At 62.7% G+C, this 22,590-nt stretch carries 25 protein-coding genes; 8 read left to right on the top strand and 17 right to left on the bottom strand.

From position 1 onward, the window contains the following. Nucleotide 1: 1 nt before the first annotated feature. A complete protein-coding gene (gene arsC / locus ABQJ56_RS09020; RefSeq protein ID WP_367844681.1) occupies nt 2-430 on the bottom strand; it encodes an arsenate reductase (glutaredoxin) in 429 nt (142 codons plus the stop codon). 2 nt (nt 431-432) lie between these two features. Then, nucleotides 433-1,239, bottom strand: coding sequence for an arsenical resistance protein ArsH (gene arsH, locus ABQJ56_RS09025; RefSeq protein WP_367844682.1), 807 nt, complete (start codon nt 1,237-1,239; stop codon nt 433-435). Between the two features lie 134 nt (nt 1,240-1,373). Here arsH and ABQJ56_RS09030 point away from each other — a divergent pair, with 134 nt between their 5' ends. Genes ABQJ56_RS09030 through ABQJ56_RS09045 form a run of 4 tightly spaced genes read left to right on the top strand, consistent with a single transcriptional unit; the run spans nt 1,374 to nt 3,901 of the window. Continuing rightward, nucleotides 1,374-1,883 (top strand): arsenate reductase ArsC, encoded by a 510-nt coding sequence (locus ABQJ56_RS09030; RefSeq protein ID WP_367844683.1) that lies wholly within the window; start codon nt 1,374-1,376, stop codon nt 1,881-1,883. Further along, nucleotides 1,880-2,968, top strand: coding sequence for an ACR3 family arsenite efflux transporter (arsB, locus tag ABQJ56_RS09035; protein ID WP_367844684.1), 1,089 nt, complete (start codon nt 1,880-1,882; stop codon nt 2,966-2,968). Before ABQJ56_RS09030 ends, arsB begins: the two co-directional genes overlap by 4 nt. A 13-nt stretch (nt 2,969-2,981) precedes the next feature. Then, entirely contained in the window at nt 2,982-3,479 is a 498-nt protein-coding gene (locus ABQJ56_RS09040) for an arsenate reductase ArsC (protein WP_367844685.1), read from the top strand. 56 nt (nt 3,480-3,535) lie between these two features. Then, nucleotides 3,536-3,901, top strand: a complete 366-nt coding sequence (locus ABQJ56_RS09045) for an ArsR/SmtB family transcription factor (RefSeq protein ID WP_367844686.1) — start codon at nt 3,536-3,538, stop codon at nt 3,899-3,901. Between the two features lie 77 nt (nt 3,902-3,978). On the opposite strand, the gene ABQJ56_RS09050 is transcribed toward ABQJ56_RS09045, so the two are convergent. The 3 genes from ABQJ56_RS09050 to ABQJ56_RS09060 are packed head-to-tail and all read right to left on the bottom strand — an operon-like array spanning nt 3,979 to nt 5,904. Then, a complete protein-coding gene (locus ABQJ56_RS09050) occupies nt 3,979-4,458 on the bottom strand; it encodes a hypothetical protein (RefSeq protein ID WP_367844687.1) in 480 nt (159 codons plus the stop codon). An 11-nt stretch (nt 4,459-4,469) separates the two neighbouring features. After that, nucleotides 4,470-5,588 carry a HigA family addiction module antitoxin gene (locus ABQJ56_RS09055; protein WP_367844688.1) on the bottom strand — a complete coding sequence of 373 codons (1,119 nt, stop codon included), beginning with the start codon at nt 5,586-5,588 and terminating at the stop codon, nt 4,470-4,472. Nucleotides 5,589-5,607: 19 nt separating this feature from the next. Continuing rightward, nucleotides 5,608-5,904 (bottom strand): type II toxin-antitoxin system RelE/ParE family toxin, encoded by a 297-nt coding sequence (locus ABQJ56_RS09060; protein WP_367844689.1) that lies wholly within the window; start codon nt 5,902-5,904, stop codon nt 5,608-5,610. 318 nt (nt 5,905-6,222) lie between these two features. Here ABQJ56_RS09060 and ABQJ56_RS09065 point away from each other — a divergent pair, with 318 nt between their 5' ends. Next, nucleotides 6,223-7,251 carry a DNA-binding protein gene (locus tag ABQJ56_RS09065; protein ID WP_367844690.1) on the top strand — a complete coding sequence of 343 codons (1,029 nt, stop codon included), beginning with the start codon at nt 6,223-6,225 and terminating at the stop codon, nt 7,249-7,251. Nucleotides 7,252-7,294: 43 nt separating this feature from the next. Here ABQJ56_RS09065 and ABQJ56_RS09070 read toward each other — a convergent pair whose 3' ends face one another. The 4 genes from ABQJ56_RS09070 to ABQJ56_RS09085 form a co-directional block, all read right to left on the bottom strand. Next, on the bottom strand, nt 7,295-7,843 hold the full coding sequence (locus tag ABQJ56_RS09070) for a hypothetical protein (RefSeq protein WP_367844691.1): 549 nt from the start codon (nt 7,841-7,843) through the stop codon (nt 7,295-7,297). Between the two features lie 502 nt (nt 7,844-8,345). After that, nucleotides 8,346-9,092 carry an IS21-like element helper ATPase IstB gene (gene istB / locus ABQJ56_RS09075; RefSeq protein ID WP_367844692.1) on the bottom strand — a complete coding sequence of 249 codons (747 nt, stop codon included), beginning with the start codon at nt 9,090-9,092 and terminating at the stop codon, nt 8,346-8,348. Next, nucleotides 9,082-10,629: an IS21 family transposase gene (gene istA, locus ABQJ56_RS09080; protein WP_367844693.1), complete on the bottom strand. Its 1,548-nt coding sequence runs from the start codon at nt 10,627-10,629 to the stop codon at nt 9,082-9,084. The genes istB and istA overlap by 11 nt, the downstream gene beginning before the upstream one ends. Before the next feature lie 225 nt (nt 10,630-10,854). Continuing rightward, the gene (locus tag ABQJ56_RS09085) at nt 10,855-11,169 is read right to left on the bottom strand and encodes a helix-turn-helix domain-containing protein (protein WP_367844694.1); all 315 of its coding nucleotides are present in this window, start codon (nt 11,167-11,169) and stop codon (nt 10,855-10,857) included. 11 nt (nt 11,170-11,180) lie between these two features. On the opposite strand from ABQJ56_RS09085, the gene ABQJ56_RS09090 reads away from it, so the two are divergent. Together ABQJ56_RS09090 and ABQJ56_RS09095 are read left to right on the top strand one after the other, a co-directional pair. Continuing rightward, nucleotides 11,181-11,624 (top strand): helix-turn-helix domain-containing protein, encoded by a 444-nt coding sequence (locus ABQJ56_RS09090; RefSeq protein ID WP_367844695.1) that lies wholly within the window; start codon nt 11,181-11,183, stop codon nt 11,622-11,624. Between the two features lie 59 nt (nt 11,625-11,683). Beyond that, complete coding sequence (locus tag ABQJ56_RS09095) at nt 11,684-12,184, top strand: hypothetical protein (RefSeq protein WP_367844696.1); 501 nt, start codon at nt 11,684-11,686, stop codon at nt 12,182-12,184. 369 nt (nt 12,185-12,553) lie between these two features. On the opposite strand, the gene ABQJ56_RS09100 is transcribed toward ABQJ56_RS09095, so the two are convergent. The 8 genes from ABQJ56_RS09100 to kdpF form a co-directional block, all read right to left on the bottom strand. Then, a complete protein-coding gene (locus tag ABQJ56_RS09100; RefSeq protein WP_367844697.1) occupies nt 12,554-13,246 on the bottom strand; it encodes a response regulator in 693 nt (230 codons plus the stop codon). Beyond that, nucleotides 13,243-15,909 (bottom strand): ATP-binding protein, encoded by a 2,667-nt coding sequence (locus ABQJ56_RS09105; protein WP_367844698.1) that lies wholly within the window; start codon nt 15,907-15,909, stop codon nt 13,243-13,245. The genes ABQJ56_RS09100 and ABQJ56_RS09105 overlap by 4 nt, the downstream gene beginning before the upstream one ends. Before the next feature lie 69 nt (nt 15,910-15,978). Further along, complete coding sequence (locus ABQJ56_RS09110) at nt 15,979-16,794, bottom strand: TorF family putative porin (protein WP_367844699.1); 816 nt, start codon at nt 16,792-16,794, stop codon at nt 15,979-15,981. Nucleotides 16,795-16,887: 93 nt separating this feature from the next. Continuing rightward, complete coding sequence (locus tag ABQJ56_RS09115) at nt 16,888-17,145, bottom strand: hypothetical protein (protein ID WP_367844700.1); 258 nt, start codon at nt 17,143-17,145, stop codon at nt 16,888-16,890. Between the two features lie 10 nt (nt 17,146-17,155). Further along, the gene (gene kdpB, locus ABQJ56_RS09120; protein WP_367844701.1) at nt 17,156-19,228 is read right to left on the bottom strand and encodes a potassium-transporting ATPase subunit KdpB; all 2,073 of its coding nucleotides are present in this window, start codon (nt 19,226-19,228) and stop codon (nt 17,156-17,158) included. Between the two features lie 12 nt (nt 19,229-19,240). Next, nucleotides 19,241-19,858, bottom strand: coding sequence for a potassium-transporting ATPase subunit KdpC (gene kdpC / locus ABQJ56_RS09125; protein ID WP_367844702.1), 618 nt, complete (start codon nt 19,856-19,858; stop codon nt 19,241-19,243). Between the two features lie 10 nt (nt 19,859-19,868). Then, a complete protein-coding gene (kdpA, locus tag ABQJ56_RS09130; protein ID WP_367844703.1) occupies nt 19,869-21,572 on the bottom strand; it encodes a potassium-transporting ATPase subunit KdpA in 1,704 nt (567 codons plus the stop codon). 169 nt (nt 21,573-21,741) lie between these two features. Further along, a complete protein-coding gene (gene kdpF, locus ABQJ56_RS09135) occupies nt 21,742-21,831 on the bottom strand; it encodes a K(+)-transporting ATPase subunit F (RefSeq protein ID WP_367844704.1) in 90 nt (29 codons plus the stop codon). A gap of 535 nt (nt 21,832-22,366) precedes the next feature. Between kdpF and ABQJ56_RS09140 the strand changes: the two genes are divergently transcribed. After that, on the top strand, nt 22,367-22,570 hold the full coding sequence (locus tag ABQJ56_RS09140) for a hypothetical protein (protein WP_367844705.1): 204 nt from the start codon (nt 22,367-22,369) through the stop codon (nt 22,568-22,570). The last annotated feature ends 20 nt before the right edge of the window (nt 22,571-22,590 follow it).

Genomic DNA, 22,590 nt, shown 5'->3' on the forward strand with positions numbered 1-22,590 from the left:
CTCAACGCACGCGCTTGCCGTGCACGTTGATCACCACCTCGCCGTCCTCTTTGGCGAAGGGCGCCGTCACCGGCGGCAGGATATCGAGCACCACCTCCGATGGACGACACAGGCGTGTCCCGCGCGCCGTCACCACGAAAGGTCGGTTGATCAGAAGGGGGTGGGCCACCATCGCGTCCAGCAACGCCTCGTCGCTCACGCCTGACCGTCCCAAACCTAGTTCATGAAAAGGCGTGCCCTTCTCCCGAATGGCCTGCTTTGGAGTCAAGCCCGCATCCTCAATCAACGCGCGGAGCTGAGCGCGCGCGGGTGGATGGGCCAGGTACTCGATGATCGTCGGCTCGATGCCGGCATGCCGGATCAGCGCCAGCGTGTTGCGGGACGTGCCGCAGGCCGGGTTGTGATAGATCGTCGCTTGCTTGGCTTCCATGCTCAGCAGCTCCCACTGGCACAGCAAGGGCTGCGCGGCCGAACGGCTTCGTTGGCTGGTTTGGGCGATAAGAGCGGCGTGGCGACCGCCACCGGCTCGATGACCGCGGCCGCCATGGAAACCGCACGCGCCTGCGCCGCGCCCTTGCGCTCACTGTAGCGATCCACCAGGTAGTCGCTGCGATCGCGCACCAGCAGCGTGAACTTGAACAACTCCTCCATGACGTCCACGACGCGATCATAAAAGGGCGATGGCTTCATTCGGCCTCGGTCGTCGAACTCTTGCCACGCCTTGGCCACCGACGACTGGTTTGGAATGGTGACCATGCGCATCCAGCGACCGAGTACCCGCAGGGCGTTGACCACGTTGAACGATTGGGAGCCGCCACAGACCTGCATGACGGCCAGCGTGCGCCCTTGGGTGGGCCGCACGCTGCCATCCTCAAGCGGCAGCCAGTCGATCTGGTTCTTGAACACGCCCGTGATCGTGCCGTGCCGCTCCGGGCTGACCCAGACCTGGCCCTCAGACCACAGTGACAAGGCGCGCAGCTCCTGCACCTTGGGGTGGCTGGCCGGCACGCTGTCCAGGATCGGCAGCTCGTGTGGGTCGAACACGCGGGTTTCGGCCCCGAATTGACGAAGAATGCGTTCCGCCTCGAGGGCGAGCTTGCGGCTGAAGGATTGCGGCCGCAGCGAGCCGTACAGGATGAGAATGCGTGGCGGGTGATCGGCACCGGTCGGCAGTGCGAGCTTGGCGAGGCTGGGCGTGTCGAGCAGGGTGGCATCGACGTGAGGGAGCTCTTCGATCATGGGCGGATCCGGTGTTGCGTTGATAGAACGATTCTACGAATATAGAAATATGGAAACAAGGCGGTGCCCTGCGACAGGTGACAGCGCAGCCTACCGATTGCTTGCCTATCCCCCTACCTCGCCCGAGAGCCGTCATGAATCCCTGTCGCGTCCTCTTCATCTGCACAGGCAACTCCGCCCGCAGCATCCTTTCTGAGGCCACGCTCAACCACGTGGGCAAAGGCCGTTTCGAGGCCTACAGCGCCGGCAGCCAACCCACGGGCCGGGTCAATCCGTACGCGCTGGAGGAACTTCAGGCGGCGGGCATTTCGACCGACGGGCTGAGCAGCAAGTCGTGGGACCGGTTCACCCATGACGGCGCACCACCGCTCGATATCGTGATCACCGTCTGTGACAACGCGGCCAATGAGACCTGTCCGGTGCTCTTTGGCGATTTCATCAAGAGCCACTGGGGCCTGCCTGATCCGGCCGCCGCCCACGGGCACGGTGAGCTGATGGAGGCCTTCCGGCGCGCGCACACGCTCATCCTTTATCGGGTGACTGCGCTGGTCGACCTTCCCGTAGAGACGATGGATCGCGAGGCATTGAAACAGGCGCTGGACCACATCGGCACCATCACCGACGAAGACGAGGATGCAGCATGAGCGAGCCATCCCTGAAGGTGGGCGAGGCCTGCGCTACCTCTCCCGTGGGGAACCGCATCGGCTTCTTCGAGCGCTACCTGACCGTCTGGGTGCTGCTGTGCATCGTCGCCGGCACGCTGCTGGGACATCTGCTGCCCGGTGCATTCGAAGCGATGGGCGGCATGGAAGTGGCCCAGGTCAATCTGCCGGTGGCGGTGTTGATCTGGCTGATGATCATCCCGATGTTGCTGAAGATTGACTTCGGCGCCCTGGGCGGCGTGCGGCGGCAGTGGAAAGGCATCGGCGTCACGCTCTTCATCAACTGGGCGGTAAAGCCGTTCTCGATGGCGCTGCTGGGGTGGATCTTCATCCGCCACGTCTTTGCTCCGTGGCTGCCGGCCGACCAGCTGGATTCGTACGTCGCCGGCCTCATCCTGTTGGCCGCCGCACCCTGCACGGCGATGGTGTTCGTCTGGAGCAACCTGTGCAACGGAGAGCCCAATTTCACCCTGAGCCAGGTGGCCTTGAACGACGCGATCATGGTGGTGGCGTTCGCGCCGATCGTCGGGCTGCTGCTTGGAATCTCCGCAATCACCGTGCCGTGGAACACTCTAATCCTGTCGGTGGTGCTCTACATCGTGGTGCCGGTGTTGATCAGCGCGGTGCTCCGCCGTGTGGTGCTTGACCGTGGCGGACCGGAGGCCCTTGAGCGGCTGCTCGGGCGGCTCAGTCCCCTCTCGCTGGGCGCCTTGCTGCTGACCTTGGTGCTTCTGTTCGGCTTCCAGGGGCAGCAGATCCTCGCCCAGCCGCTGGTGATCGCCATGCTCGCCGTGCCGATCCTGATCCAGGTCTACGGCAACTCGGCGCTGGCGTACATCCTTAACCGCACGCTGCGTGTTCCACATTGCGTCGCGGCGCCCTCGGCCTTGATCGGCGCCAGCAACTTTTTCGAACTGGCGGTGGCGACGGCCGTGGGCCTGTTCGGTGTGCACTCGGGCGCGGCGCTCGCCACGGTGGTTGGCGTGCTGATCGAGGTACCGGTCATGCTCTCCGTAGTGCGCCTCGTCACGGTAAGCAAGCGCTGGTACGAAGCCCCCGCGGTCTAATTGGAGAGCGCCAATGCAAGGCCACTACAACGTCCTGTTCGTGTGCACGGGAAACTCGGCCCGCAGCATTCTTGCCGAGGCCATCACCAATCATCGTGGCGAGGAGCGCTTTCGCGGCTACAGCGCGGGAAGTGATGCCAAGGGCTTCATTTACCCGCAGACCCTAGAGGTGCTGCGGGCTGTTGACCTCCCGACCGAAGAGCTACGTAGCAAAAGCTGGAGCGAGTTCCTGCGGCCCGATGCGCCGGTGATGGATTTCATAATCACCGTGTGCGACCAAGTGGCCGGCGAGGCGTGTCCTGCTTGGCCCGGCGCTCCCATTACGGCCCACTGGAACATCCCGGATCCCGCCAAGGCTGTGGGTGACCGCGAGACGGTCTACAAGGCCTTCCTGCTGGCGCGTAATCTGCTGCAACAGCGCATCAGTTTGCTCATGAACCTGCGCATCGAGGCGCTCGATCGCCTGGCACTCAGCAGCCGGCTGGACGCATTGGGCTCTGCGGCGCTCTGACCGATCAGGGCGCATGCCCGTACACTGAGCCCGACCAAACACAGCTCTCGCCCATCATGCAGACCAAGCAAGCCATCACGGCCCTCTCCGCGCTCGCGCAAGAGTCGCGACTGGCGGTCTATCGTCTGCTGGTCGAGCACGCGCCCGACGGCTTAGCGGCAAGCGCCATCGCCGAACGCCTGGGTCTCGCCAACGCCACGCTTTCCTTCCACTTGAAAGAGTTGGTGCATGCTGGGCTGCTCACCAGCCGGCAGGAAGGCCGCTTCATCTATTACTCGGTTGCCATGGCGACCATGAGCGACCTGATGGGCTTCCTCACCGAAAACTGCTGCTGCGCGACGGGAGGTACGTGTACCCCTGCACAGGCGGCCAAGCCTGCGGCGGGTGCGCTACCTCCGCGCAGGCGTGTGGCTTCATCGTAGACGGAGCCCCGTGGCCAACCGCAGCGGCAATTTGCGAGTTGAGTTGAGTTGCGAGGGCTTTGCGTGCGGAAGGAAGGTCAAGCAACCTTGCGCAGCGGCTGCTGCAACTCGGCCACGTCGAGGGTGAAGTCCAGCGGCACTTGGATCGGTTCGACGGGATGGCGCTTTTCGTTGTAGACGTCCACATCGGTCTTGAGCTGCACGCAGTCATCAACCACCTGCTGACGGCGCTGTGCGAAGGACTTCACAAAGTGGCTGTGTGGGGCGTTGGGGTCGTCCAGGTCGGCCCACAGAGACAGCGTTTTGTTGCCCTGCTTGTGGCGGGTGGCGTGTTTGGCTCGGTAGCGCCGGCCGTGCCGATCCACGCGGTACTCCTCGCGAAAGACCTGGGCGATATCCGCCGCGATCGCATCGATCACGGTCTTTACGCTGGGCTTGTGCAAGCCATTGCGAAACGCCCATTCGGCCACAGCATGCGGATCGAGCAGGGCATCGCCGCCGACCTCGGACTTGTAACGCTCGACATACTCTTTGACTGCGTTGGAATAGCCGGACATCGGTGGCTCCTTTAAGCCGTGTGGACCACACCCCAGCCATCGGTGCGGGCTGAGGAGGTCACGAACTGGCGCACCTTCACCTGGTACTTGCGGAACAGGTCATAGCGGCCCAACCGCCGTTGCAGTTGACCCACGACCAGGCCCGGGTGCACTTGCAGGCGCTGGGCGAACAACAGCACGCGTTCTTCCTTGAAGAACGGGGCGACACGCGCGACGAAGCCACTTATCTCAGCGGCATCCACGCAGAACTGTGCCGCCTCGGTATTGGCAACGAGTTCCTCTTCGCTGATCTGGTCGGCGGGCGTCGATTCGATCTCTTGATCGAGGATGTAGCCGCGGTCGCGCCCGTGGCATTGCAGGACGTGCTCCAGTTCATGCCGAAGCACAAACCAGAAATTGTCGATACGGTCCAGGCGCAACGACAAGGCCACTACTGGCCGATCGTTCGAGAGCCAGAAACAGGCGCCATCGATCTTGGTGCCGGCGATCGGCTCAACGATGACCAAGCGCACGCCACATTCGCTGAGGATGCGAGCCACGTGCCGGGTCTCCTCTGGCGCTGACAGCAGCGCAGACAGTCGAGGCAACGCCTGTCGCAAGCCCGCTTCGGTATAGGGCTGCACGCCGACCATTTCATTGGCAATCTGTTGGGCACGGCACAGCCAGGCCAACTGTAGAATTGAGGGTGGCAGCTCGGCTTCGGTCTTCTTAGCGGCGTGGCTGAACTCGGGCGTCTGATCCAGCGCTTGCAGGCCGAAGAATTGCAGGAACTGCTGTTCCAGCACCTCAATGTTCTTGGAGGCCTCGATCCAGCCGCGCTTGATCATCTCGCGCACCGGAAAACGCTCGTACAGGCGGGCGCGGCGGGCGATCAGACCGTCGGGGACGCGTACCTTGGAGAGCTGGTACTGACTCTCAAGGTTCATCCACAGCTCCGGGCCGGTGCCCAGCGAGTCACCCAACTGGATCGCTGTCTCCGGGGTGATGGCTTTCTTGCCAGCAATGATCTCGTTGATCAGGCGTACCGGTCGACCGATGATCTCGGCCAGTTCCGTCTGGGTCCAGCTACGGGCTTCCAGTTCGTCCCGGAGGAACTCGCCCGGTGGAAAGATTTCGGGGAACGTGTTCATAGGAGTTTTCCTTCGGAGGTCAGTGGTAGTCGATAATGGAAATAACCACGACGAGCTTGCCGTTCTCGTCTTGATCCACTCGCAAGATCAGCCGCCACTGGTCATTCAGACGCATGGAATGCTGACCGTCCCGATCTCCTTTCAACTTCTCGTAGTGCAATGACTTCATGGCGTAGAAGGCGCGTTCGTCGGTGGCAGCGCGAATCAGTTGCATCCGCTTCCGGTACACCTTGACGATGGCCGCATCCAACCCGGCGGTGTAACCGGCGTCCGCTTCCAGCCGTCGCAGCGAGGCGTCCTCAAATTTCACTTCCATGCGCGGGCGGACACCTCGTTAGGCCTCTTTCACACTTAGTGTAATAGCGGAAATTTCAGGACGCAAGCAGGGAGGCCACCGCTTCTGTCAGGCACTTGCCGGCACGCTATTGATCCATGCGGGGGCGGCCGGCACACCCCAAAGAAGACCGTTTCGTACCCCTGCGTTGGGCCAAAGCAGTGGTCGCATCCGGCTCAGGCGGGATAATCCAACATTATCCCATGTTACTTTCATGACGGTTCGCACTGAACGTTCGCTGTTGTGTATTACGTAATTACATGGTATGTAATGTGTTACGTTAAAGATGGGGGAGCGGATATGGCGCGTGCGGGCCTGTACAAGACCGAAGTCCAGAAGGCGCGCGATAGCCTCGTCGCGCAGGGCAAGCACCCGTCGGTGGATGCCGTTCGTGTGGCCCTTGGCAACACGGGCTCAAAGACCACCATCCACCGTTACCTCAAGCAACTGGAAGCGGAGGCCCCGACGACGCCGACCTCCGAGATCGTTATCAGCGACTCGCTGCGTACCTTAGTTGCCCAACTCTCAAGACGCCTTGCCGAGGAAGCAGACACCCGCATCGCCGAGGCCAAAGCCAAGTTCGACGCCGCCGCTCAGAAGGCCGCCGAGGCGCTCGCGGACCAGGAACGCGAGGGTCGGGCCCTGAGCGATCGCCTGCAGCGAACGGAGACCGCCCTGCAGGAGGAAAAGCGCGCGCACGAGGAGGCGCGGGTGCAACTGCAGGAGCGCGCCATCGCAATTAGTGCCCTGGAAGAGCGGACCACGGGCCTGGAGGCGCGACTGGCCGAACAGGTCGCCCATGCCCAGTCGCTGGAGGAGAAGCACAGCCAGGCGCGCCAAGCGCTGGAGCATTTCCGGCAGGCGGCCAAGGAACAGCGGGAAGCCGAAGCACGGCGCCATGAGCATCAGGTGCAGACGTTGCAGGTTGAACTTCGCCAAGCCAACGAGCTGGTGACGACCAAAAATCATGAGGTCATGCAGCTCAATCGCGACAACGCGCGTCTGACCGAGCTGCATGGCCAAAGCGACAGTGCACTGCGAACCTTGCGCCGCGAGCACGACCAGGCGGCACGGACGGCCAAAGAGGTGCCACGGCTGGAGAAGGAAGTCGAGACATTGGCACAGCAATGCCTTCGAATCACCAACGAACGCGATCAGCTGCGCGCCGACGTCGAACGCTACGTCGCGGAGCTGGCCGCCGAGCGCCAAGCGCGTCTGGCGGACATCGAAGACCAGCGCCGGCGCGAGGCGCGCCTGAGCGCCATCGAGGAGTTTCTCGGTCAGCTGAAAACCAAAGAGCCGACCGCCGCGTCGCCTGAGGAGAACTAAGCGATCGGCCATCACAGGATGGCCGATCGCTCAGGTTGTACGGCTACATCATGAAGCGACCGCGATCACCAAAACCCCGAGGGGCAATCGGAGTATCGGCCAAGGGCTTAAGCAGGTGCTGACGGCACTCCATCATGGGCCTGCCTCCCGTCTGGAGCCAGACGCCCAGGTTCCTTTCCAGCCAACCGGACGCGAATGCACTGCCATCGCGAAAGCCGCTCCCCGTATCGGTCATGCGCACGTCCGTCTTTGGGTCGAGCAACACGCTGACCCGAAGCTCGCCAAATCCTGCATCGCTGAGTAAGCCCAGCGCGGGAATACCACCAGGGAATTCGAAGCTGAACTGACCGGCGGGATCGTCGCAATCGCCCCACCAGTTATCTTCAGGCCCGTAGCCCACCAACCGCTGGCACAGGGCGGCGTTGATGCCTGCAATCATCAGGTTCCGCCAGGCTTTCACCCGCGTGCCTTTGTACTGAGGAACCGGGGCACCGCGTCGGGCGAGCATGTCCGGGAAGCCCGTCCATCGCATGGCCGCCTGGGTATGCCCGAGCTCCGCCAGCCGGCGCTTGCACGCTGCGGTATCGGGCAAGGTAACCTCCGCCACAGGGCTCGCCGCAAGCCGTGCCCGCAACGCTGCGTGTGTTTTGCAGCCCAGGCCGGCGGCCAGGGCCTCGCTAAGATGGGAAGACGGTACGGCAGCCAGGCTGCTGCCTTGCCGAGCCATTAGGTCTTTGAGGTGACGAACGGAAGCGGGCGTAACAAAGAAAGGACGCATGGCTACTTGCTCCGGATCGATGTCTGCCGATTACGCATCGACCGAAGGAAGTACGTCCGGTCCATGAAGAGCAAAAGCGCGTCGTTTAACCCGGCAGCAGGTTCAGCGTGCGTATTCCGGTGACATTGATCACTAGTTCCGGTGGAGCATGATCAGTGTTCCGGAGCTGATCAGCCCTTTACCACTGTCGTAAACTGATCGGCGTCAATTATCATCAGCCGATGAGTTCCAGCGGTAGTTCATGACACGCATCAAAAAGCCGCTCCGAACTTTCGATCGGAACGGCTTTGCGTCGAGCAATTGAAATATCAGTGGATTACTTCTTCGACAGCGACGACCTTGAACGCCTCATCGACTCGCCCTCCAGCGCGATCCGGTGCGCGTTGTGCAAAAGGCGATCAAGGATGGCATCAGCGATCGTTGGCTCTCCCAAATACTCGTGCCATGCCTCGACAGGCATCTGCGCCGTGATCAACACAGAGGCTCCTGGCACGCGATCGTCGATCACTTCCAGCAAATCCTGCCGACCGCGACGGGTAATCGGCGCCACACCCCAATCGTCCAGGATCAGCAACCTGGCACGGGCCAGCCGAGTGCGCAGCTTCGGGAGACTGCCGTCGGCATGGGCAATCTCTAGTTCCTCCAGGAACCGCGGCAAGCGTTTGTAAAGAACGCCATGACCCTTGCGTGCAGCCTCGTTCCCAAAGGCGCATGCCAGCCAAGTCTTGCCTACGCCCGTGAGTCCAGTGATCAACACATGTTGCCCACGTTCGACCCATTGGCAAGTCAACAGGTCAAGAATCTGCCGCTTGTCGAGATGCCGTCGTGAGGAAAAATCGATGTCCTCGCCACACGCTGTGGTCGCCTTGAGCTTGGCTCCCTTGAGCAGACGTCCCAAGCGACGATTTTCCCGCTGGGCGTTCTCTGCATCGACTAGCAGACCAAAGCGTTCGTCGAAGGTGAGCGATTGCGCGGCGGGGTTGCCTTGCTGGTCCTCATAGGCCTGGGCCATGCCCGCGAGACGGAGTTGGCGCAGGATATCTTGGGTCGGATTACTCAGCATGGTCCGATTCCTTCTGGCTGTAGTAGTGGGGGCCCCGCACGTTCCGGTGCGCAGGGAGTGCCGGCGACTCTTCGGCGTGCGACCGCGAGCGACCCCGGTGCTCCAGATGGTTCTGCAGCAACGAACGGATGCTTTTCAGGGTGGGTGATTTGATCTGCAACGCTTCGCCGCAAGCCGCTTCGAACCGTTCAGGGCCGTAGGTCTTGGTCAGCTTCTCCAATCCACTGCAGGCTCTCAGTGCCAAAGTGACGTGCCGTGCCGTCGCGAACTGGTGTTCGATCACCTCCAGCGCATAGGGACCAAGTGTGATCGCCCAAGCGCGATACCGCTGCGGCGTTTGATCTGACCATGCCCGGTGCGCGGGCGACAAATGCGCTTTGTCGGAGGTGGTCTCGCCCACCACCTCGCTGCGTGGATGCATGGCGATACGTTGTCGCCGATAAAAGATTTCCACCATCGTGGCCGTCAGGCGAACATCCACCTGTTCGCGCACCAGGCGATAAGGCACCGAGTAGTGGTGTCCCTTCACAACCGGGTGATAGTCGACCCCCACGCGGACGTTCGGTATCCATTCGCCGTACTCGAAGCGCTCGCCAGGCAATGGCAGAAGGTGCGGTCGGTCAAGTTCCTCAAACCGAGCGCGTCGCGAGGCATGCCAGGTACGGGTGACTTTGCCGTTGATGAGGTCGATGCATTCGCGCAGCGCGTCGTTGATCTCGGCCAACGAGTGGAAAACGCGATGGCGCAATCGCGCCAAGGCCCACCGCTCAATGATCAGCACGCCGCCCTCGGCCTTGGCCTTGTCCTTCGGCTTGCGGGACCTTGCGGGCAAAATCACGGTGCCGTAGTGACGCGCCATCTCCAGATAGGTGGGGTTGAGCTGAGGCTCGTTGCCGGCACGCAGGACGGCCGCTTTCAGGTTGTCGGGCACGGTGATGGCTGGTACGCCGCCAAGAAACGCATACCAGCGGTTGTGTACCTCGATCCACCATTCGGTGGCCTGCGAGGGCACCGCCGACGCGAACAACAGATGCGACACCCCCAGCGCGGCAGCGAAAATCTGTGCACGGCGCATCTCGCCCGTCGCCGGGTCGACCCATCCCATGGTCGGCCCCAGGAAATCCACCCAGCCACGCTCACCAGGCGTGTGTGGCTGACGCATACTAACGGCGTGACGGCGCGTCCACGCGCGGTAAAGATGGGTGAATTGGCTGTATTCATAGGCGCTGTCGGGATCGTCGCGTCGATATTCTTCCCACAGAAGCTGTCGCGTCACATGCGGACGCTGTAGTTCGGCGTGGACATAGCTCCAGTCTGGCAGTCGCTTGGTAGCCGAGCGTGCCGGCCGTGGATAGAAACGGGCATGCAAAGCATCGTCGTCGAGCGCGAGCAGCGCATCGAGTACGTATTCGTGTGTTTCTATTATCTGGCGGTAACGCCGGATGGAATTGAAGGACATGTCGACCTCGCGTCCGATGGCACGATTGCTCATCGTCGTACCGAGCGCCAGTTGAACCGCTTGGCGAAGTTTTGTCATGATGTTGTCTCCCGCGTGGATGCCGCCACGATCGGAGCGACAAGGGCTCCGGTGGCATCGATAAAAGGTCTGGCGTGCGTCAACCGACCCAGCAGGGTCGGACGCTTGACACGGCGGAGTCGCCGCGGGAGACTTGCTTTGCAGTTTTGCGAAGCCCCAAGCGCCTCGAAGTCATCACACTTCGGGGCGTTTTCATTGGTGCGCCAGGGATCAGGAATGGGTCGATCAGTTAGATGTCAAACTGGGTGCGTCACCTCCCGTGGATTTCAGAGAAACCAAGTCATGGCGTGTGGCGGTGGCATAGCGATCGGGCCACAACTTCGCGGCCGTCGTGGAGAGCCGCTGCGCAATGGTGGCTTCGATCCGACGGGATCGACGAGCGCCTTGGGAGACCGAAGTGACCGTTGTCGGTGCGACGCCCAAGTCGCGGGCAACTTGGGCTAGCGACGTGCCGGCCAACCGCAGGCGCATCTTGATCTGTTCGTGCTGTTTTCGCGCACGTTGCAAGCGAGTAAGCTCGTGGGAAGTAGTGTGACTCACTATAGGCAGTTATGAGTAAGGTCGCAACGTCCTCGCAAAACGTCTCCATCGGCCAGCGTCTAACCGCTGTGCGGGCGACCACCGCTTTGAGCCAAGGCGCCTTTGCCGAGATGCTCGGCCTGTCGTTGCGCGCCTATGCCAATTACGAGCGGGGCGAGCGGGAAATGCCAGTCGCGCTGTTTCGTGCCTTGTATGAGACCTTCGGTATCGATCCTGTTTGGCTACTGGATGGTCCAGGCGAGCAACCGGTGAAGGCAGCCACGCGTGCCACCGACGTCGCTCTGGTCGACCGCATCATTGACTGGGTTGATACGGAGCTGGCGTCGATGGGCAAGAAGCTGCGGCCAGAGCAGCGTTTGCGTATCCTGAAAGCGGCCTATGCGCTCAGTGCCGAGAAGGGACGGCTCGAACCCAGCTCGATGAGAGAATTGCTGTCGGTAGTGGTGCGGCGATAACGGTATCAGCGGAGCTGCCGCCTCGGTTATGTCATTGCTTTTTCGTTGGGAGACGCGTCATGAGTGATCCGGAAGACTTCGAAGCGGCGCTACGGCACGATCTGCTGGACGCTGTCCGTGAGGGCGCGGCCTGCGCTCAGAACGACGATGATAACGAGCGCGATCGGCAAGCTATCGATGATGAGCGTATTTTCATCGCCCGTTTCGGGTTTGATCGCCCCCGGCGATATCGCGAGAGCCTGATCAAACTGAAGCACACGGTGGATCTCACCGATCGCGAAATTCGCCTGATGCATCACACCTTCTCGCTGCGCTCAGACGCGCAGGGGGTCCAACTGAACGCCAGTCGCGGTCTTGCGGTTTTGGGGCACGTCGTGTTGGGCATCTTGTGCCTGCAGATGATCAACGTTTGGGTTCTGGCCAGACACGCTTCGATGGCCCCGCCGATGCTGGCGTTTCGCTTCTCCGGCCTGATGATCATGCTGCTGGCGATGGGCTGGTTCGTACACTGGGTCTACATTCGGCCTTGGCAAATCCAGCAACGTACTCGAGCGCAATGATCCGGCTGTAAAGGTAATCACCCATTGATGTCTATGATGATCATCAAGAACGCAAAATAACGGTAATCCAAGCCCCCATTAGCGTCCTGCGTTTTCCACCTATGCCATCCCCGGATCATGCAAACTGCGTGAGACCAAGAGTTTGAGGAGCAGTGGAACGAAAACCCTCGTCAAGCATCAGCATCCCGATCGCCTGGTGTCGACAAAAGACGCTTCTTTGAGCCGATCCTTTGACCTCTTGAGCAGTTATCCCTGCGTGCGCATGGGCTAACCTCACGGCAACGCTACTAAACCTGTAGAGCGCAGGCTGTGAGCCTTGTGCGCCGCCGATTGTCCACGCCAAGTGCAGTTAAAGGCATCTGGTGAGCCTCAGTTCACTACGAAACGATAGCCGACACCCGGCTCCGTCTTCAGCCATTGCGGGTTGTTAGGATCGTCGCCCAGCTTCTGGCGCAGCTTGCCCACCACGATGCGCAAGTACTGATTATCTCCGGTATGCGTCGGCCCCCACAGTTCTACTAACAACTGATGTTGGGTGACTACCCGGCCAGCATGGCGCAAGAGCATCTCCAGCAATGCATACTCCTTGCGGGTCAGCGCCAACGGAGTGCCATCAAGACTGACTTCACGTCGGGCCAAGTCCACCAGCAAACGTCCATCGTCATAGCGCGGTGGGACTTCCGGTTCGCCGGGCCGGTTGCGCAGCAGCGCGCGCAGTCGCGCCATCAGCTCCTGGATACCAAACGGCTTGGTCATGTAATCGTTGGCGCCGCGATCGAGCGCGCGCACCTTTTCCGCTTCGGCGTCGCGCACTGACAACATCAGCACTGGCAGTTGGCTCCACTGGCGCACTTCGGCCAGCACCTCGTGACCATCCCGGTCCGGCAGGCCGATGTCCAGTATCAGCAAGTCCGGCGATTGGGTGACAGCCAGTGCCAGTCCTTCGGCCGCGTTCGAAGCCAGCAATACCTCGTAGCCCTCGGCGCGCAGGCCGATATCGAGAAAGCGGCGAATCTGCGCCTCGTCGTCGATGACCAGAATGCGTGGAGCGGATGTGGTCATGGGGTGATATCGGACGGCGGCGGCAGTGGCAGGCTGATGCGGATGAGGGTGCCGATGCCCGTGCCCGGCAAGGCCTCGACACTGCCGCCGTGCGCACCGATCATGCCGCGGCAGATCGCCAATCCAAGGCCGGTACCTTGCGGCGCACGATCACCGCGTGAGACCGAATAGAACATGTCGAAGATGCGGGCGCGCTCATCCTCCGGAATGCCGGGGCCGCGATCGGCCACGTCGATCAGCAACTGCTCGCCGGTGGTCTGCACGGTGACGCGTACGGCGTCGTCCGGCGGGGAGAATCGCGCCGCATTCTCCAGAATGTTGAACAGCGCCTGCTCGATCAGCGCCGGATGCACGTACAGCAAGACCGGTTCGGCGGGCGCGGTAGTTTCCACGCGCAGCTCGGGAAACAGCTTGCGCAGGCGTGACACGGCGGCCGCAACGATTTCGGTGCTGTCGGTCCAGTCGCGGTTGAGTTTGAGCTTGCCGTGACCGAGCCGGGTCATGTCGAGCAGGTTCTGGATATAGCGATCCAGCCGCTGGCCTTCGCCGAGAATGGCCTGCAATAGTTCCCGCCGCTCGTCGGCCGGCAGCTTGTCTTCGTAGCTGACCAAAGTGCCGGCGGCACCAATCATCGACGCCAGCGGCGAGCGCAAGTCGTGCGACACCGACGACAGCAACGCGTTGCGCAGACGCTCGGTCTCACCTTGCACGCGGGCGCCTTCGAGCTCGTCCGACAGCCGCGCGCGCTCCAATGCCTGGCCGATGTCCTGAGTCATCGCCAGCGCCAGGCTGCGCGTGTCCGTCGACGGTTCGGTGACGGCAGGGTCGAACCGCAGCGCCACCACGCCCAGCGCGTGCCCTTTGCTACCCAACGGCAGGATCCAGCAGGAGGCGCCATTCAAGGTATCGGTGTAGCGCCCGGCCGGTTCACCATGGTGATCGCTCCACTGCGCGGCGGCGAGATCCTGCGCGCTCAACGACATCTCGGCGGGTGCGCTGGACGCACGCCGCAGAACCTGGTCGGGGTCGCGCGCCAGCACTGCCACGGCGCCATGCAGCGCGCGCGCCAGCGCACGGACACCCGCTTCACGGATGCCGGCCGCGTCGGCACTGGTCGCCAGACTCTGGCCCAGCGCCAGCATCGAGCGCGTCTGCGCCTGGGCCGCACGCAGCGATTTCACCTGGCTGGCCAGCCGTGTCGCCAGGTGGCTGCAGACCAGCGCCACGATCAGGAACAACAGCACGGCCAGCACGTCGTCGGCGCTGGAGATGGCCAACGTGTAGCGTGGCGCGGCGAAGAAGAAGTTGTCACCAAGGAAACACAACACGGCGGCGTATACCGCCACCGCCATCCGTGTGCGCACCGCCACTATCAGTACCGCCGTGAGGAAAATCAGCGACAGGTTGGCCACCGACAAGTAGCGGTCGGCGACGAATGACAGGCCGAACGCGATCAGCGTCGCCAGCGTGGCGTACAGGTATTCATTGCGCGAACCGCGTCCGCCCGGCAGCGCCAGACGGCGGCGTGACTGCGCGCGCTCGGCCGGCGTGGCGATGATGGTCAGCTCCAGATGCGCGCCGCGACGCAGCAGCATCTGGGTCAGCGAACGGCCGAAGATGCGCGCCAGCAGGCGTTCGCGGGTACGCCCCAAAATGATCTGACCGACGCCTTCGCGATCGGCATGCGCAATCAGCTCGTCGGCGATCGTGGGGCCGCGCAGGATAATCGCCTCGCCACCGAGCCGACGCGCCAGCCGCATCGCGGCGTCAAGGCGCTCGCGCCGCGCCGGTTCGAGCGCAGCGCCCGCATCGACGAAGGCAACACCCCACGGTGCGCCGCGCCGCTCGGCGATACGCCGCGCCACGCGCACCAGATACTCACTCTGCGCGTGGCCATCGATGGCGGCGAGCACCCGACGGCGCACCGGCATCGCGCCACCGCGCGCCAGCATGTGCTCGCGCAGGTCGCTATCAACGTGACTGGCGATGGTGTCCACCGCCAGCTCGCGCAAGGCGGCCAGGTTGGTCGGCGAGAAGAACGCATCGAGCGCTGCCGCCGCCGTATCCGGCACGTAGACCTTGCCCTGCTTGAGCCGGCCGATCAGCTCGCGCGGGGGCAAATCGACCAGCACGATGTCGCGAGCGCGATCGAGAAATGCATCGGGCACCGTTTCGCGCACGGTGATGCCGGTGATCCGCCGCACCTGGTCGTTGAGGCTTTCCAGATGCTGCACGTTGAGTGCGCTGTACACCTCGATGCCCGCATCGAGCAGTTCGGCGATGTCCTGCCAACGGCGCTGATGGCGACCGCCGGGCAGGTTGCTGTGCGCCAGCTCGTCCACCAGCAGCACCGCCGGCTTGCGCGACAGTGCGGCATCCAGATCAAACTCGGCGAAATCGCGATCGTGATAGCGCACGCTCCGACGTGGCAACACTTCCAAGCCTTCCAGCAAGGCGGCGGTATCGGAGCGACCGTGCGTCTCGACCAGCCCCACCACCACGTCCACACCCTGCCGCTTCAACTCGCGCGCGGCGGACAGCATCGCGTAGGTCTTGCCGACGCCGGGTGCAGCACCCAGGAAAACCTTCAGCCGCGGCGAGTGCCCTTGGTCGAGGGTTCCCAGCAAGGCGTCAGCACGGGCTTCGCGGTCGGACGGGTTCATGCGGATGCTCGAGCGGAAAACGTCTGCGACATTACATGAACGCGCGGGGGGCAGGCGCGCTCAGCCATGTCAGAAGGTTCCCTGCACGGTCACGAAGCCGCGCGTACCACCCACGTTACGTACGTCCGACGCGTCGTGGTAGTTCACCGCACGACCATAGAAGGCCGCGTTGTCGGCATGCGTGACACCGCCGATGACGGACCAATTCGGGGCAAACTGGTAGCTCAACGCGGCGCTCACATCGCTGTAGTCGGGCGACGATTCGCCACCGGCCAGCGGCGTCAGCAGCCGTGTCGTGTAGTGCGTATGCCCCGCATGCAGCAACAGACTCCACGCGTCAGCCAGCGGCCAGTCCAGATCCAACTGCAGATAACGGCTGCCTTTCGAATCGCCGCGGTAGCCCTGCTCCACGTCGGCACCGAAATAGTCGGTGAGCGAGTGGTTGTATTTCACGGTCAGGATCTTCCAGGACAGCGCCATGTTCGCCTCGACCGTAGTGAGCGAGCGCGACGGCAGCCCGGCCCGGTCCAGGTTGGCGCCCGGATACAGATAGCTGTACACGCCGGCGCGCCACGACCAGTCGTTGCCGATCGGCCTGCCGTAGCTGGCGTACAAGTCGATTTCCATCGAGCCACCCGGATAGCTGCGGTCGCTGATGCTGGAGCCAGACGCGCCGCCCACGAAGCCGCTCGCACCGGCGTATTCCACGCCACCCTGGATGGCGGGGCCGCCCCAGCCCTGGCTGAGTCCGCGGAAGATGTAGTCGGAGGTGAGCGCGAGGTTGCCGCTGAGCTTGCCGGCGTTGTCTTCGGCCTGGGCCGAAGCAGCCAGCAGCAAGCCACCGGCGAGCACGGCCACCAAGGCATAACGGGATTTCATCGACATGAGGGTTCCTCGGCCGCGCCGTCGGGCGCAGCCATTCAAGGGGAAGGAAGAACAAGAAAGGATGGATCGGATCGCCGCCTGGCGACCGGGGAATCAGATGCCGGCGTAGCCGCCCAGCACGTATTCGTCTTCGAGGCGGGAGGCCTCGCTGGCGGGCTCGGGTTCACGTCGCGGTGCCGGCATGGCGACCACCACGCCACGCTCGGTTTCGGCGGCGCAGACGCGTACTTCGACGTCCTGCCCGCCGCTGTCGCGCGCGGGTTCGTCCTCGCTGGTGGAAATCCGCACGTCGATATCCTGGTGGACAGCGTCGGATAGCGACAGGGACAAGCTGATGCTGCAGGTATACATGGGTGTCTCCTCAAACAAGGCCGATCTGCGTGAGCAGCAGGTCAATCAGCTTGATGCCGATGAACGGCACCAGCAGTCCGCCCACGCCGTAGATCAGCAGGTTGCGATTAAGCAAGGCAGTGGCGCCGATGGCGCGGTATTTCACGCCTTTGAGCGCCAGCGGGATGAGCGCCATGATGATCAGCGCGTTGAAGATCACCGCCGACAATATGGCCGACGACGGGCTGTGCAGCTTCATCACGTTGAAGGCATTCAACTGCGGATAGGTGGCCACGAAGATCGCCGGCAGGATCGCGAAATACTTGGCGATGTCATTGGCGATGGAGAATGTGGTCAGCGAGCCGCGCGTCATCAGCAATTGCTTGCCGGTTTCCACGATCTCCAGCAGCTTGGTCGGGTTGGAATCCAGATCCACCATGTTGCCGGCCTCCTTGGCTGCCTGGGTGCCGGAGTTCATCGCCACCGCCACGTCGGCCTGGGCCAGCGCGGGGGCGTCGTTGGTACCGTCGCCGGTCATCGCCACCAGCCGGCCTTCGGCCTGGTAGTCGCGGATCATCTTCAGCTTGGCCTCGGGCGTGGCCTCGGCCAGGAAGTCATCCACGCCGGCCTCGGCGGCGATGGTGGCGGCGGTCAGCGGGTTGTCACCGGTGATCATTACCGTGCGAATGCCCATGCGGCGAAGGTCGGCAAAACGCTCCTTGATGCCGGTCTTGACGATGTCCTTGAGCTCGATCACGCCCAGCGCACGGCCACCTTCGACCACCATCAGCGGCGTGGCGCCGCGTCGCGCCACGTCGTCACCGATCTGCTGCAGACGCGGCGGCAAATGGCTACCGTTTTCTTCCAGATAGCGCGCGATGGCATCCATCGAACCCTTGCGGATGCGGCGCCCATCCACGTCGACGCCGCTCATCCGGGTTTGCGCGGTGAAGGCCACGAATTGCGCGCCTTCCAGCGGTTGGCTGCTGTCCAGTCCGCAACGCACGCCGGCCAGCGTCACCACGCTGCGGCCTTCGGGCGTTTCGTCGGCGCGCGACGCCAGCAGCGCCGCCTCGGCCAGCACGCGCTCGTCCACACCCGGTGCGGTATGAAACGCCACCGCTTGGCGGTTGCCGTGGGTGATGGTTCCGGTCTTGTCCAGCAACAACACATCGACGTCGCCGGCCGCTTCCACCGCGCGACCGGAGGTGGCGATGACGTTGGCCTGCATCATGCGACTCATGCCGGCCACGCCGATCGCCGACAGCAGTGCACCAATCGTCGTCGGTGCCAGACATACCAGCAGGGCAACCAGCGCAGTCAGCGTCACTGCCTTGCCGGCGCCGCTGGCGCCCGCAGCAAAGATCGAGAACGGCAGCAGCGTGACCACCACTAGCAGGAACACGATGGTGAGGCCGACCAGTAATATCGTCAGCGCGACCTCGTTCGGGGTCTTCTGCCGGCGCGCCCCTTCGACCATCGAAATCATGCGGTCGAGGAACGATTCACCGGGATTGACGGTGATGCGCACTACCAGCCAATCCGACAGCACGCGGGTGCCGCCGGTGACCGACGAGAAATCGCCGCCACTCTCGCGGATGACGGGCGCCGACTCGCCGGTGATGGCGCTTTCGTCCACCGACGCCACGCCTTCGATCACTTCGCCATCCAGCGGAATGGTGTCGCCGGCCTGCACCAGCACGGTGTGGTCGCGGCGCAGCTCGCTGGCATCCACCGGCACCCAACGGCTGCCGTAGTGCGGCTCCAGCAATTTTTTGCCGATGGTCTGACGCTGCATCCCACGCAAGCTGGCCGCTTGAGCTTTGCTGCGCCCCTCGGCCAATGCTTCGGCGAAGTTGGCGAACAGCACGGTGAACCACAACCACAAGGCGATGGCCAGAATGAAGCCGGCCGGTGCATCGGCACCGGCGCCGAAGAGTGCCTGCAGCCACAGCACGGTGGTGAGGATGCTGCCCAGATAAACCACGAACATCACCGGATTTTTCCACTGCGCGCGCGGACTCAGTTTGCGCAGGGCGTCCAGACAGGCGGGCCCAAGCAACTGCGGGTCGAACAGGGGCAACTTGGCTTTCTGATGACTCATGACGGTTCCCGATTACTTGCCCGCAACGGCGGGTGATTGCTGGGCATCCAGCGCGAGGTTGAGCTTCAATACGTTGACCCGTGGCTCGCCGAGCAGGCCGAGCAAGCGCCCGCTGGTATGGGCATGCAGCAGGTCGGCCAGCTGACTTTCCGACATGTGCCGCTGGGTTGCCACGCGCTTGAGCTGAAGTTGTGCATTGGCTGGTGAAATGTCGGGATCGAGGCCAGACGCCGACGCGGTGACTGCGTCCACCGGCACCGGCGTGTCGGCAGCCAGACCGTTCTCGGCGCGGTAGGACTTGACCCGCGCCGCTACCGCATCGATCAGTTTGCGATTGGTCGGGCCCAGGTTGCTGGCGCCGCTGCTCCCCGCGTTGTACGGCGCATCGGCAGTGACGCTGGGACGTGGATGGAAATACTCCGGCCGTTCGAACTGCTGGCCGAGTACCGCCGAGCCCACCGCAACGCCATCGCGCTGCACCACGCTGCCGTGCGCCCGCCACGGCATCAGCAGGTTTGCCGCTGCGGTGGTGGCTAGTGGATAACCCAGCCCGGTCAGCAGCATGAAGAAGACGGTGGACACCAGCACCGGACGAACCAGGCGGCGGAAAGAAAGATTCATGTCAGTCATGTCGCATTCCTCAAAAGAGACGTCCGGCCAGCATGTCCAGATGTTCGACCAACGGCCCCAGCGCCAGCGCCGGCAGAAAGGTCAGGCCACCCACAACAATGATCACCAGCACAGTCAGGCCCATGAACAGCGGCGTCGCGGTGGGGAAGGTGCCGGCGGAATCGGGCAGGGTTTTCTTGCTCGCCAGCAGGCCGGCCACGGCCAGCATCGGCAGCAAGGTGAGGTAGCGGCCCATCAGCATGGCCAGGCCGATGGTGGTGTTGAAGAACGGCGTGTTCGCGTTCAACCCCGCGAATGCCGAACCGTTGTTGGCGGTACCGGAGGCATATGCGTACAGAATTTCGCTGAAGCCATGCGCACCGGGATTGTTGAGGCTGTCCGATACACCCGGCCATAACACCGCCAGTGCGGTAAAACCGAGGATGGAAATTGGATGGGCCAGCACCGACAGCATCACCAACTTGATCTCGCGGGCCTCGATCTTCTTGCCCAGAAACTCCGGGCTGCGGCCGATCATCATTCCGACCAAAAACACCGCCAGGATCGCGTACTGGATCAGGTTGATGAAGCCGACGCCGTCGCCACCAAACACCGAATTCAGCATCATTTGCGCCAGTGGCACGAAGCCGCCCATCGGGGTCAGCGAATCATGCATCGCATCGACCGAGCCGGTGGTGGCCGCGGTGGTAGTGGTCACGAACAAACTGGTACCGGCGATGCCGAAGCGCAGTTCCTTGCCCTCCATGTTGCCGCCGGACTGGCTGGCGCTCATGGTCTGATCCGCACCCACCGACGTCAGCAGCGGATTGCCGGTCTGTTCGGCCGTATACACGATCGACAGGAAGCCCAGGAACATCACCAGAAAGGCGCCAAAGAACACCCAACCCTGACGGCGGCGGAACAGCATGCTGCCGAACGCATAAGTCAGTGCCGAAGGGATCAGCAGCATGCTCAGAATGTGCAGCGCATTGGTCAGCGCGGTGGGATTCTCGAACGGATGCGCGGCGTTCATGCTGAAGAAGCCGCCACCGTTGGTGCCGATGTGTTTGATCGTCTCGAAGCTCGCCACCGCACCCAGGATGATGTGCTGCTTGACGCCCTCAAGCGTGGTCACCGTGACATCCGACGCCAGCGTCTGCGGAATGCCCTGCCACACGTAGACCAACGCCAGTGCGAAACACAGCGGCAGGAAAACGCGATAGAGCACCCGCGTCAGGTCCACCCAGTAGTTGCCAATGTCATCCGCGTTCTTGCGGCTCAGCCCGCGAATGAACGCGGCAGCCGCAGCCACACCGGTGGCGGCGCCACCCATCATCAGGAACGTGATCACCGCCATCTGGCTGAAGTTGGACAGGCTGGTCTCGCCCGAGTACGCCTGCCAGTCGGTGTTGGTGGTAAACGAAACGGCGGTGTTGAACGCCAAGTCTGGACTCTGCGCCGCCAACCCCAGCGGGTTCAACGGCATCACGCCCTGCAGGCGCAAGCCGAGATAGCCGAGCAGCAGCATCGCCGCGTTGGATACCAGCAAGGTCACACCGTATTGCGCCCAACCCATGCCAGCATCCGGGTTCACACCGAACAAACGATAGCTCCAGCGTTCCGGCAGGGTATGTCCGGTGCCGGTGAATACACGCGCCAGCCACTTGCCCATGACCACCACCAGCAAGGTCATGCAACTCAGCAATAACGCGAATTGGAGAAGATTGATCAACATGTCATCGCTCCATCAAACCCGCCGCAACGCGACGACGTAGAACCACGCGGCGAAAAAAAAGGCCACCACCAGCAGCACGAAAATCAGGTCACTCATTACCGATTCCTCACAACAGCACGGCGGCACCGGATAGCCCGGTACAGCCTGTGGAAAGACCCGCGACGCCGACCTAGAACTCTTCCGGGCGAAGCAATGCGTGAAACAGATAGACGAACAAGCCGACGGCGATCGCGCCGGCTAACAGTTGGACCCAGCTCATGGCGAATCTCCTTGCCACCCGTCTATGCCGATACGACCGGGTGGCTGGTAAATTGGGTTGTCGGAACGGTCTGTGTTGAAGCGGGTTGTCGTCGTCCTCGCCCAGTAGCGGTCGCCGATCAGTAGCAACCCGATTCCCGCTGAAGATCCGATCCACAACAACAGCACAGCAATGAATTCCATGGCGCAGCATCGTTAATAGGACGACGCGTACTGTAGGAAATGCGGCATAACAAAGGGGTAGCGATTTGGCCGCTAGCCGTATAGAAAGCGTAAAGATTTACAACCATCGTCGCGACAGAGCTGCAGCAGCAACCACCCGCAGCTTCGCCCTCCAATGCAGACGGTGCGTCACCCCCTTGATCTGATCAGAAACGTAATGCTGATGCGTCGCAAACAGCAGAGTGATCGCTGTCTATCGGAACTCTGATCATAATTGTCCAGCACGCGCATTCAGCGTGACGTGGCTGTTGGACCAGCATATAACCGGTCGCCACGGGACTCAAGGTTCAGGCCTGCCCGGGCCAGGAGAGCAGATGGAACGCGAAGAAATCCGACCCGGTATGCGGGTCCAAATCGTCAACACGACCAAGTACGGCACGGATCGCTGGTTGGCGCCGGCCCAAGTGCTCAGCGTGGTTCACCCCGATACCGGCACCGCCAACATCCGGATCATGTTTCTCGATGGTGTGGCAGACGTCTACCACAGCGTGGATCCCGCGGATCTGGACTACGAGTGAGGAGCGAACCGATGCCCTCC

The organism is Rhodanobacter geophilus, assembly GCF_040812275.1.
GTDB lineage: Bacteria > Pseudomonadota > Gammaproteobacteria > Xanthomonadales > Rhodanobacteraceae > Rhodanobacter_A > Rhodanobacter_A geophilus.

Excerpts from the sequence above, each read along its gene's own strand:
- arsC (WP_367844681.1), bottom strand. The coding sequence starts at position 430 with ATGGAAGCCAAGCAAGCGACGATCTATCACAACCCGGCCTGCGGCACG.
- arsH (WP_367844682.1), bottom strand. The coding sequence starts at position 1,239 with ATGATCGAAGAGCTCCCTCACGTCGATGCCACCCTGCTCGACACGCCC.
- ABQJ56_RS09030 (WP_367844683.1), top strand. The coding sequence starts at position 1,374 with ATGAATCCCTGTCGCGTCCTCTTCATCTGCACAGGCAACTCCGCCCGC.
- arsB (WP_367844684.1), top strand. The coding sequence starts at position 1,880 with ATGAGCGAGCCATCCCTGAAGGTGGGCGAGGCCTGCGCTACCTCTCCC.
- ABQJ56_RS09040 (WP_367844685.1), top strand. The coding sequence starts at position 2,982 with ATGCAAGGCCACTACAACGTCCTGTTCGTGTGCACGGGAAACTCGGCC.
- ABQJ56_RS09045 (WP_367844686.1), top strand. The coding sequence starts at position 3,536 with ATGCAGACCAAGCAAGCCATCACGGCCCTCTCCGCGCTCGCGCAAGAG.
- ABQJ56_RS09050 (WP_367844687.1), bottom strand. The coding sequence starts at position 4,458 with ATGTCCGGCTATTCCAACGCAGTCAAAGAGTATGTCGAGCGTTACAAG.
- ABQJ56_RS09055 (WP_367844688.1), bottom strand. The coding sequence starts at position 5,588 with ATGAACACGTTCCCCGAAATCTTTCCACCGGGCGAGTTCCTCCGGGAC.
- ABQJ56_RS09060 (WP_367844689.1), bottom strand. The coding sequence starts at position 5,904 with ATGGAAGTGAAATTTGAGGACGCCTCGCTGCGACGGCTGGAAGCGGAC.
- ABQJ56_RS09065 (WP_367844690.1), top strand. The coding sequence starts at position 6,223 with ATGGCGCGTGCGGGCCTGTACAAGACCGAAGTCCAGAAGGCGCGCGAT.
- istB (WP_367844692.1), bottom strand. The coding sequence starts at position 9,092 with ATGCTGAGTAATCCGACCCAAGATATCCTGCGCCAACTCCGTCTCGCG.
- istA (WP_367844693.1), bottom strand. The coding sequence starts at position 10,629 with ATGACAAAACTTCGCCAAGCGGTTCAACTGGCGCTCGGTACGACGATG.
- ABQJ56_RS09090 (WP_367844695.1), top strand. The coding sequence starts at position 11,181 with ATGAGTAAGGTCGCAACGTCCTCGCAAAACGTCTCCATCGGCCAGCGT.
- ABQJ56_RS09095 (WP_367844696.1), top strand. The coding sequence starts at position 11,684 with ATGAGTGATCCGGAAGACTTCGAAGCGGCGCTACGGCACGATCTGCTG.
- ABQJ56_RS09100 (WP_367844697.1), bottom strand. The coding sequence starts at position 13,246 with ATGACCACATCCGCTCCACGCATTCTGGTCATCGACGACGAGGCGCAG.
- ABQJ56_RS09105 (WP_367844698.1), bottom strand. The coding sequence starts at position 15,909 with ATGAACCCGTCCGACCGCGAAGCCCGTGCTGACGCCTTGCTGGGAACC.
- ABQJ56_RS09110 (WP_367844699.1), bottom strand. The coding sequence starts at position 16,794 with ATGTCGATGAAATCCCGTTATGCCTTGGTGGCCGTGCTCGCCGGTGGC.
- ABQJ56_RS09115 (WP_367844700.1), bottom strand. The coding sequence starts at position 17,145 with ATGTATACCTGCAGCATCAGCTTGTCCCTGTCGCTATCCGACGCTGTC.
- kdpB (WP_367844701.1), bottom strand. The coding sequence starts at position 19,228 with ATGAGTCATCAGAAAGCCAAGTTGCCCCTGTTCGACCCGCAGTTGCTT.
- kdpC (WP_367844702.1), bottom strand. The coding sequence starts at position 19,858 with ATGACTGACATGAATCTTTCTTTCCGCCGCCTGGTTCGTCCGGTGCTG.
- kdpA (WP_367844703.1), bottom strand. The coding sequence starts at position 21,572 with ATGTTGATCAATCTTCTCCAATTCGCGTTATTGCTGAGTTGCATGACC.
- kdpF (WP_367844704.1), bottom strand. The coding sequence starts at position 21,831 with ATGAGCTGGGTCCAACTGTTAGCCGGCGCGATCGCCGTCGGCTTGTTC.
- ABQJ56_RS09140 (WP_367844705.1), top strand. The coding sequence starts at position 22,367 with ATGGAACGCGAAGAAATCCGACCCGGTATGCGGGTCCAAATCGTCAAC.